General features: G+C 55.8%; 5 protein-coding genes and 1 tRNA gene. 4 read left to right on the top strand and 2 right to left on the bottom strand.

The genetic code is table 11. From position 1 onward, the window contains the following. Nucleotides 1-554 (top strand): aminotransferase class III-fold pyridoxal phosphate-dependent enzyme (locus VMU57_RS07085; RefSeq protein ID WP_325381933.1); only part of this gene is annotated, 554 nt, incomplete at its 5' end. 689 nt (nucleotides 555-1,243) lie between these two features. After that, nucleotides 1,244-2,590: a glycerate kinase type-2 family protein gene (locus VMU57_RS07080; protein WP_325381932.1), complete on the top strand. Its 1,347-nt coding sequence runs from the start codon at nucleotides 1,244-1,246 to the stop codon at nucleotides 2,588-2,590. Here the strand turns inward: VMU57_RS07080 and VMU57_RS07075 are convergent. Beyond that, a tRNA-Ile gene (locus tag VMU57_RS07075) sits at nucleotides 2,591-2,666 on the bottom strand. It lies immediately after the preceding gene. Between the two features lie 176 nt (nucleotides 2,667-2,842). Further along, nucleotides 2,843-3,859 carry a LacI family DNA-binding transcriptional regulator gene (locus VMU57_RS07070; RefSeq protein ID WP_325381931.1) on the bottom strand — a complete coding sequence of 339 codons (1,017 nt, stop codon included), beginning with the start codon at nucleotides 3,857-3,859 and terminating at the stop codon, nucleotides 2,843-2,845. 398 nt (nucleotides 3,860-4,257) lie between these two features. Here VMU57_RS07070 and VMU57_RS07065 point away from each other — a divergent pair, with 398 nt between their 5' ends. Together VMU57_RS07065 and VMU57_RS07060 are read left to right on the top strand one after the other, a co-directional pair. Further along, entirely contained in the window at nucleotides 4,258-7,773 is a 3,516-nt protein-coding gene (locus tag VMU57_RS07065; RefSeq protein WP_325381930.1) for a TonB-dependent receptor, read from the top strand. A 654-nt stretch (nucleotides 7,774-8,427) separates the two neighbouring features. Next, the coding region (locus VMU57_RS07060; protein WP_325381929.1) for a polysaccharide biosynthesis/export family protein at nucleotides 8,428-9,197 on the top strand (770 nt) is incomplete at its 3' end.

The following is a 9,197-nucleotide window of genomic DNA, read 5'->3' as shown; positions in this document are numbered from 1 at the left end:
TCTCGCTCGGCGGAGCCCAGCAGCTCTACAACATCACGCCTGACCTCACCACGCTGGGCAAGATCATTGGTGGCGGGCTGCCCTGCGGAGCCTTCGGCGGTCGCGCCGATGTGATGGACTTTCTCGCGCCCCTCGGCCCGGTCTATCAAGCCGGAACGCTCAGCGGAAATCCTCTGGCGATGGCTGCGGGAATCGCCACCTTGCAGGAGCTGATCGCGAAGAAAGACACGATCTACCCCTTGCTCGAAAAAACTACAGAAGCCATCGCCGAAGGCGTTGCCGCCATCGCAGGCGAAGCAGGAATTTCCTTGAACGTAAACCGCGTGGGCTCGATGTTCACCTGGTTCTTCACCCCGAACGCCGTTACTGACTTCACCAGTGCAGCCACCTCAGACACCGAAGCCTTCGGCCGTTTCCACCGAGCCATGATGGAGCAGGGAATCTGGCTGCCCCCCTCGCAGTTCGAGGCCGCATTCGTCTCCACCGCTCATGGCGAGGCCGAGATTGCGACAACATTGACGGCAGCCCGCAATGCATTCTCTCTTTTAAAATAGGTGATTCAGTCCTGGCTTTGAATGGGCGGAACCTCAGTCTCGCCTCGCACTCCGTCATCTTGACCAAAGCCGAAGGCCGAAGCCCAACAACAAGGCACGTAATCCCGATCAGTCCCGGCAACAAAGTACGTCATCTCGCCCGGAGCGCAGTGCAGTGGAGAGACCCCTCTATTTTCTTCTCTGTTCGCACCAATCAATGGCTTCCCAAAGCTTCAAAACTCATGTCAACCCCCAAACCCGCGCTCATTCTCGGCAAAAACCCGCTAACCTCCACAAAGCAAAACTCTTCAACCCGCAAAAATAAACCTGCACAATCTGCAAAAGAGTTTTATCCAATTCGCTAAACTTAAATACAGCGTCAGGAAAGCTCTGATTAAATTCTTGCTTTGAAAGGGGCGGGCTTCATCCCGTCCGTAAATAGCTCTGCCTCACATGGCTTTAGCCACCGAGGGAATATCCTCGGAGTTCAAGAACGGAATCAGAACTCCCTGAGAAACAGTTGGGCAAGCAGTAGCTGAGGCTAACCCCTTTGTAAACAATATTTTGCCCTCTAAGTCTCGAAGAATGAATATTTTACAGGCCTTGATTTCGATAAGTTCCTCAATCAAATAGGTTTATGTTCGAGGTACCCCCCGGGGGGACCCCCCAAAAAAAAGGTGTTCTCATAGCTTTCAGGGAGTTCTCCAAAAGTGACCACCTCGACATTGCGTGACATGGCTCAGAGCATCTTCCGGCAATCGCTTGCGGACTGTAGTATCCAGCGCGCCTTTGCCAGAGCCATAAGCGTCAGCGATGAAAAAGGAAGCCTCCGACTCCTCATCAATGGAGCCGAGCCAATCGCACTCGATCCTGTGAAGCATATTCGAGTCGTCGCCATCGGCAAGGCATCGACTGCCATGCTCAGCGCGTTGCTGACCTGCCTTCGGCCATGCACTCACCACGACGTCTCCGGCGTGTTGATCGCAGGGGAACAGCCATCAGCCCTGCCTGCGAACTTCCAGTTCTTCCAGGGCGGTCATCCGCTCCCGAACGAAGCCTCACTATCCGGAGCACAGGCTGCGCTCAAAATGCTGCGCGATCTGCAAGAAGACGAAGCCTCTGAAACACTGGTTCTCTTCCTCATCAGCGGCGGCGGCTCCGCCATGATGGAGCTTCCTCTTGATCCCGCCATCTCGCTCGAGGACACAAGAAGCTTCTATCGCGAGCTGGTTCACAGCGGCGCCTCCATTGCAGAGATCAACTGCATCCGCAAGCACTTCTCCGCGGTCAAAGGCGGACGTCTCGCCCTCGCAGCTCAAGGAATCGCAAGCGTCTCGCTGCTCATCTCCGATGTTCCACCCGAACATCTGGACGCTCTCGCTTCAGGCCCAACGCTTCCAGACAGCTCGACAGTAGAGGAATGCCGCGCGATCCTCACCCGATATGACCTGCAAAGCAGATTCCCTCTCTCTGTCCGACAATTTTTCGATCGACACGATCTTCCAGAAACTCCGAAACCAGAGAGCTTCACCGCAAGAGCAATCACCCTTCTGAACTCCGACGATCTGGCCGAAGCCGCGCGACTGCGAGCGGAAGATCTGGGATTTCACGTCGTCATCGACAACACCTGCGACGATTGGGATTACCGTGCCGCAGCAGATTATCTCGTTGATCGCCTCCGCAGCTTGAGAAGCATCTGTCCCAGCGTCTGCCTGATCTCTTCCGGCGAAGTGACGGTAAAGCTGCCCAGCGCGGCGAATCAAGGCTCTTCCGGCGTAGGTGGACGCAACCAGCACTTCAGCCTCTATGCAGCGACTCTGCTCGATCCATCCGACGCTTCGACGGTCATCCTGTCAGCAGGTTCCGACGGCATTGACGGCAACAGCCCAGCGGCTGGAGGCATCGTGGACGAGCAAACGCCACAGGCGGAGGCCATGAAATCATTGCAGCAGTTCGACTCCTACACCTTTCTGGAACGTATCGGAGCAACCGTCTCGACTGGCCCAACCGGCAACAATCTCCGCGATCTGCGAATCCTGCTGAGCGCAGCGAACTGATGGTGGGCCCGGAGGGATTTGAACCCCCAACCAAGGGATTATGAGTCCCCTGCTCTAACCGTTGAGCTACAGGCCCGACTAAGCGGGAGGTGGTGCCGCAACCGATTCGGAAGGATCGCATGCGCACCACTACAGAAAGTGTACCCGATGCTTAGAGCAGGGGATGCGACGCCCCTGCTCTAAGTATTTGGCGTAATTCTCGCGAGAAAACAGTCGTTGTCGGGTGCTTTGAGAAGCCCCTCCGGTGCAACCTCACGCTTCCCGACAGCCGCAGGATTCACGAATCATCAGTGTGACCGGAAGAACCGTTCTCGCGCTGGAGGTAGACGATGTGCTTCTAATTTTCTGCAGCAGTAAGCGGGCAGAGGTGCGTCCCAGTTCAGCGGCAGGCTGGCGGATCGTGGTTACGGGAGGATTCAGCAGCGTATAAAAATCGACGTCGTCAAAACCAACCAGGGCCACGTCTCTCGGGACCTCAATCCCCAATATTCGTAGGGTTTTGATGACGCATATGGTGCATGCATTGTTGGCGGTAAACAGCGCTTCGGGTCGATCGGGAGAATCAAACAAAGCTGACAGAACTTTTTGTGCCGTCGTCTCGTCCGACAAGGTTATCTTTCTGCGAGAAAGATTCGCATGCCGCATGCACTCTTCGTAGCCTGCAACCCGTTGTTTGACAGGCTGCAGATGAAAGTTCATCACCATGCAGGTGATCTTTTTGTAGCCATGCCCGATGAGGTGTTCCACGGCCATCCGAGCGCCTGCCCGGTTTTCGACCTCGACGGAATCGGTTACGACTGCTTCGATCGGACGGTCAATCGTGACCAGCGGCGTTGATCCCGCGGCGACGGCCTTCAGGTATTTGCTTTGGCTGTTCGCCGGAACAAGCAAAATTCCATCGACAGGATGATGGGTCATTTGCTCGATCTGGGCTTCCTCAATGGCCGGATCGCCGTTCGAGGCGGCCAGCCACGCCAGATAGCCGGCCTCGCGCGCGGCTTCCTGCACGGCGTGGCTCACGATAGAGAAAAAGGGATCTGACAGATCGGGGACGATGAGGCCGATCGCCTTCGAGAGCTGTCCGGTGAGGATACGCGCAGCGTGATTAGGGCGGTAGTCCAGTTGACGGATCGCCGCTCGAACTTTTTTTGCCGTTTCGTTGGCGACGTAGGGATGGCCATTGATGGTGCGGGAGACTGTCATGGGGCCTACCCCGGCAGCCCGCGCCACATCTTCCAGGGTTGCTTTTTTCTTTAATAGCTTGCGCACGTGCACCTTTTGACAGTGTTTTATGAGAGGGCTAACACATCATTCACAATACTCAGTCTCAATATAGTTCAGCCATAGTATTTTTTGGTTGACATGCCAAATTTGATAGCGTAAATCTGTTCCGGATTGTGATAGCGCAATCACGCTCAGTTGGAAGTTTGAACGCCTATAAAAAGTTAAAAGATCAAAGATAAAGATTCCCCCCAACTTTAAAGGAGTCCGAGATGCTAACAGAGAAATTCAAATACCCAGCCCGTTACAAAACTGAGAGTCCAACTTCATCGGAAATATGCGTTGTGAAGTTTGACCCGTCTTTTCCACGCCTTATTTCACGTCCGTTTTTGTTTCATTTGGGGGCAGTATGTATGTATTTGAGGCATTACCCCTTGAGGACGCTTGTGCTGAGGACGCTTTTTGCGGCTTCACTGGCAATCCCACTTGCGATCCCCTTCGCTCCAGTCAGTGCTATCGCTCAGTCTGACAGTTCCGCAGTATCGGGTACGGTTACTGACCCATCCGGCGCTTTGGTGGCCAATGCAAAGGTCATCCTGCGCAACGAAGGCACCGGCGTCGAGAACACGGTTACCAGCAATGGGAGCGGCCAGTACACTGTTCCCAACGTTCGCCCCGGCACCTACACTGTGACGGTGGAAGCCGCGGGATTCCAGACGTACAAGATCAGCGGCGTGCAGGTGGACCCCACGATCGCCAAGCGCGTCGATGCGCCGATGAAGGTGGGCGATACCTCGAGCAACATCGTTGTAGAGGCAAACTCCAACTCGGTGCAGACGGAGAGCGCCGTGCTCGGTCAGCTCGTAACCCAGGAGCAGGTCAAGAGCATTCAACTCAACGGCCGTAATCCGATGTATCTGGCGCAGATGGAGCCGGGCGTCGTGCGCAATGCTCCGATGGCAAACTTCAACTTCGGAGTGGACAACGGCCTGAACATCGGTGGCGCGCGCAGCCAGGAGAGTCTGCTGACACTCGACGGCGCTCCGATGGTGCGTACCCGTTCCAACGGCACCAGCGTCGGCGTGGCCGACGTGGACACGACCAGCCAGGTGCAGGTGCTGACCGGCAGCTACCAGGCCGAGTACGGACGCTCCGATGGCGGCCAGGTTCGCATGGTACCCAAGAGCGGCACCTCCGACTTCCACGGATCGGCGTACGAGTATCTTCGTAACAACTTCTTCAACGCCAATACTTGGTATCGCAAACTTCCGTCTAATCCGATCGCAACCCAACAGCATCCCCAAGCATTCCGCTTCAACCAGTTTGGTTGGAATATCAATGGCCCCCTCTATATCCCGGGTCACTGGAACAAGAACAAGGAACACCTCTTCTTCCTCTTCGGACAGGAGTGGGTGAAGTACATGGTGGGTGACGTTGTGACACGTACCGTGCCCTCCGTCGCGATGCGTAACGGTGACTTTAGCGAGCTGCTTGGCTCTAATGCCGGTCTGTATGGCTATGCTGCCGGGACCCAGGTGTACCATCCCGGCACCAATACACCGTATGCCGGCAATATCATCCCGAAATCGGATCTTAGCGCGAACGGAGTTGGCCTGCTGGATGCTTTCCCGGTGCCGAACGCGGCAACCGCCAGCTACAACTGGATCGACACCGCTCCAGCTCCGCAGACCCAGCGCAAGGATACGATTGTGGTGGACTGGGTTCCAGCCGATGCTCACCGCATTCGTCTGACTATCCTGAACTATACGTTCCACCAGACGTCGCCGCACAATGGCAACTTCAACCTGTTGCCGCAGTTGTGGAGCCGTCCAAACCAGGTTGCGGTTCTGCATTACTCTTGGACCATCAACCCGACCATGGTAAACGAGGCGATTGTCTCCGCTGCTTCTGACCACGTTACCATTGGGGTAGATACCTCCAGTGGTCTGTATGACCGCACCAAGTACGGCATCAACTATCCTTACCTATTCGGCGCTGCGACCAAGGACCTGCCGAATAAGTACCCAACCATTCAGCTTCCGGGCAGCTTCAGTTTGCTGGACGGCACACCGTATCCATCGAAGTCCGGCGGTATCGTGTTCACCTACGCCGACAATCTGACCAAGGTATGGGGCAACCACACGGCGAAGTTCGGTGTCTCTGCCGAGTATGCCGGTGAAAACAACAAGGACCAGATCACTGTCTCGAACACGCCAGGTTCCACCAATAACCAAAATGGAAAGTTCGTGTTCACCGATCAACGCGTTGGGGGCACTACTTCCAAGGTGGGTATTGCCAACGCAGCCCTTGGCCTGTTCGATACCTACGGTGAGATCGGTCAGCGCTCCTACACGCTGTATCGTGCCTGGTCTTACGATGCGTTTGCTCAGGATAGCTGGCACGTAACGCCGAACATGGTGATCGAAGCCGGCATCCGTTACAGCTACTACAATCCGTACTACGCCAAGTGGGGCAACCAGTCGGTCTTCAGCCCAAAGGACTACAACGCCAGCAGTCCGGCTACAGTAAGCCCGATCAATGGAACCGTAACCGGCACCCCACAGCAGTTGTTGAACGGCGTGGTAATCCCAGGCAGCGGCTTCCCATCGAGCGCACGGGGCCACGTAAGCTCGGCCATTCTGGCGAATGGGTACTCCTTCCTGTTCCGCGGATATGGCCGTCAGTACTCACCCACCATCAAGACGAACTTCCAGCCGCGCTTCGGCATTACCTACCAGGTAAGGCCGGGATCGGTGCTTCGTGCAGGCGGTGGCCGCTACATTCAGCGTCTCGGCATTACGGACAACGTCTTCACCGGCGGCAACACGCCGTTCCAGCCTTCGGCTTCCGTATCGCTGGGCAGCGTAGACAACCCGGGCGGCGGCGGTGCCTCAGCGAACTATCCGTTGCTGTACTCCTCGCAGGCCTATAACTATCCCAGCCCCGAGTCGTGGAACTGGAATGTGACGGCGGAGCAGGAGTTCAAGAAAGTGGGTATCTTTACCCTCTCCTATGCCGGCCGCAAGGGTGTGCATCTGGAAGAGTTGTTGAACATCAACCAGCTTCAACCCGGAACGTTGTTTGAGCCGCAGAACCAGGGCGTGAAGTATGCGGATACGCTGCGTCCTTACCAGGGTTTCTACGCCATCAATCAATCGACGAACGGAGGCGGATCTATCTATCACGCACTGCAGGCGAATCTCCGTCGCCGCTTGACGAAGGGGCTGCTGTTCGGTGTGGCTTATACCTGGTCCAAGTCGCTGGACTTCGGCTCCAGCAACGGCACCAAGCTGCCCAACACGTTTGACAGGAACATTATGTGGGGACCGAGCGACTTCGACCACCGTCATGTGTTCGTGACAAACTTCGTTTACAACATCGACCAGTTCGACCACTCACCGAACATGTTCAGCCGTGCAACCTTGGGCCACTGGCAGGTCTCCGGAACCTTACAGGCACAGACCGGCAGTCCTCTGAGTGTCACCACGGGCACAGACTTCGCGGGTGTAGGGCCGGGTTCGGGAGCCCAGTATGTCTGGATGACGCATCAAACGAAAACCAATAAGTCGTTTGCAGGTCAGACTGGTACTTCGAAGTGGTTTGATACTTCAGCCTATGTCACTAAGGACAGCGTGCTGACCACAACCTACGCGGGCAAGTTCCAGGCCCGTGGAGCTCGTGGTGTGATCACAGGCCCGGGTTTCCAGAGCTATAACGCGGCTCTCAACAAGAGCTGGGTTCTGATTCCAGGCCACGAGAACACGGCACTCACCTTCCGTGCTGAGGCGTTCAACTTCCTGAACCACCCTACGGCGGACAACCCCAACCTGACATACACCTCTAGTCAATTTGGCCTGAGTACAACCAAGGGTGGCGCAAACGGGAATGGTGGCGGACAATCAGCCGGAAACGGCTATGAAGCGGCCCGTCAGTTCCAGTTCAGTCTGCGGGCGTCGTTCTAACCTGAAACAAATACTGCAACCCTCACGGGCTCCGCTTCGGCGGAGCTCGTTTTCCTTAGTGCTCAAAAGCCTGGGACATTCCGACGGTTGAGCAGGTTCTCCATTGCGCAGCCTCGCGCAATGGACCGCGGCATGGGCAAATGCGGCATACTTCGATCCGACCTATTACGACGCATCGAAGGCTCCTCTGGTTGATCCGAAAACCGGTTTCACTACGGGCACACCTCTCAATGGCGTAGTCATCCCGGCAACGGCTTCCCGAGCGTAGCCAAGGGACACGGTCCGGATGCGATCCTCTCAAACGGATATGCCGCTAACTTCCACAACACCAATCGCGGCTATAACCCGACCGTTTACTCGGACATTCAGCCACGTGTTGGATTCGCCTACCAGGTTGGGCCGGAGACGGTCATTCGCGGTGGCGACGGACGCTACGTTCAACGCCTTGGTATCGCTGGGACCGTAGAAGATGCATCCCCTTTGCCACCCATTCCACCAATACTCTGATGCGGAGTTCGCTGGGCAACTGGCTTGTCAACGTACCCAGTGGAATACGAGAGCCAGGTCTCAGAGGCTCTATTTTCGGCAAATTGGCAAAAAGTCCGGTAAGCTGTACCAAGGTTTGTAGATCGCGACAGAGTGTTCCAGTTCCTTATGAGCAAAGACGAGAAAGACGAAAACCTTACAGGCGTGAAAACAGCATTAGCGAAGTATTCTTATACCAGGATCGGCCGCTGGCCTGTCAGCCTTCTGATTTTCGCTCTTCTCTTTGTGGTCGCTGGAGTTCGCAGCGGCTCCGGGCAGAATCAGGGACTTTATACAGATCAAGGGCTCTATACGGACCAGGGACAGACGCCTGGTGTCCTGCAGCAAGCTTTTCCTGTAACTGTCCCCGCTGGTACGACTTATTCTGGTGCGACAGCAACGGACGTGACGAACAATACCCAGCAGACAAACCAGTCAACCACCGGGACTACCCAGAATTTGACGCAGGCACAGCGACTTCAGCAGGAGTCGCTCAGGAACCAGCAACGAATTTTGGGCTTGCGCAAAAAGCCCGCGCTGACAGAGTTTCAGCAGATGGTGGCCGCCACAACTGGACGAACGCTGCCGATCTTTGGAGCTTCGATCTTTTGGAATGCTCTTCCTTCAACATTCTCTCCGGTGAGCGATGTGCCTGTAACTCCCGATTATGTCATTGGACCGGGCGATGAATTGCGTTTGCAGGTATGGGGACAGGTCAATATACGCGGCTCCTATATCGTGGATCGGACAGGATCGGTCTCGTTGCCGGGAGCGGGCACGATTCATGTGGCAGGAGTGCGCTTTGATCATTTGACCGACTTTTTGCGCTCCCAGTTGGCAATGATTTATCGCAACTTCGATCTCAATGTGAATATGGGGCAGTTGCGCTCGATTCAGGT

The sequence above is a fragment of the Edaphobacter sp. genome (genome assembly GCF_035532915.1).
GTDB lineage: Bacteria > Acidobacteriota > Terriglobia > Terriglobales > Acidobacteriaceae > Edaphobacter.
The sequence above is the reverse complement of the archived record's forward strand: the minus strand, read 5'-3'. Positions and strand labels throughout refer to the sequence as shown.